This window comes from Ferroplasma sp. Type II, from assembly GCF_000496155.1.
Genome location: NZ_KI542855.1, coordinates 858 through 1,809, shown reverse-complemented (window position 1 = coordinate 1,809; position 952 = coordinate 858). Strand labels below are relative to the sequence as shown.

Sequence of the window (952 nt, the reverse complement as noted above, 5' to 3'; positions counted from 1 at the left end):
CTGGTAAGGCCTTCCTGTATCCAGCTTGGAGAGCTGGGACTTGCTTACGCTGTTATCCATGGCCAGATCAGTCAGGTCCTTATGGTATATGGCTGACTGTACCATCATGAGTGCATGATCCAGGAGATCTATTTTCTTTGAATATTCATCTACGCCTGTAACAGCGGATATATTTTCACAGGGAACTTTGAGTATTTTTCTGATGTCATTTCTCATAGGCTATTAATTACATCATAGGATAAATATGACACCAGTCGGACAAACATTTAAGTATTAGAAACTGGATTGTTATAATATATCAAAAATAATATAAGAAAACATGTAAAATAAAGCAAACATAACAATAATTCCTGAAAATTGTGTTATTTTAGATGATTATCTGAATCGTTCAAATTCCAGTATAATTTTGATATTTCTCCCACGTCCTTGCTACCGAATTCCATGTTTTTCGCAAGTTTCATCATTAGATTGTTCTGCTCAATAAGGTGCAGGCTTGACACACCCAGATCTCTTGCCGATTCAAGTGCCATTTCTATTACATGCTGAGCTAGTTCCATTGAGAATGCTTCCCCAAACTCGTCCTTTGACTGCCATTCCAGGCGGAACATCTGGGTTATAGAATTTGCACCTCCCATAGAGAGTGCTTCTATGGCAATTTTTGGATCAATTCCTAGCTTCCTGATTAATACTGACATTTCGCCAAATATGTCAACCACTGCTGTGCCAATCATATTGCTAATCAACTTCATCATAGTGGCCTGATAATGAGTGCCAATATACATGGGACTGCCCAAAATATGCAGGATTTTCAGAGATTTTATGTAAAGTTGTTCATCTCCACCCAGAAACAGTGCAAGTTTCCCTTCATTTGCCTCTTGAGGTCCTCTCTCCAGCTTGCATGACATGTAATTTGATTTATAATCTCCCAGAGAATCCAATATTTTTTGAAGTT

Annotated in this window: 1 protein-coding gene and 1 pseudogene; both read right to left on the bottom strand. The window is 38.1% G+C overall.

Features of this window, described 5'->3' with window-relative positions; genetic code table 11:
- Nucleotides 1–216 (bottom strand): annotated as a pseudogene (locus AMDU4_RS13990) (IS4 family transposase); the annotation flags it as partial.
- Between the two features lie 146 nt (nt 217–362).
- Nucleotides 363–952, bottom strand: a 590-nt coding sequence (locus AMDU4_RS13985; protein ID WP_290705619.1) for an NAD-binding protein, incomplete at its 5' end; no start/stop codon positions are given.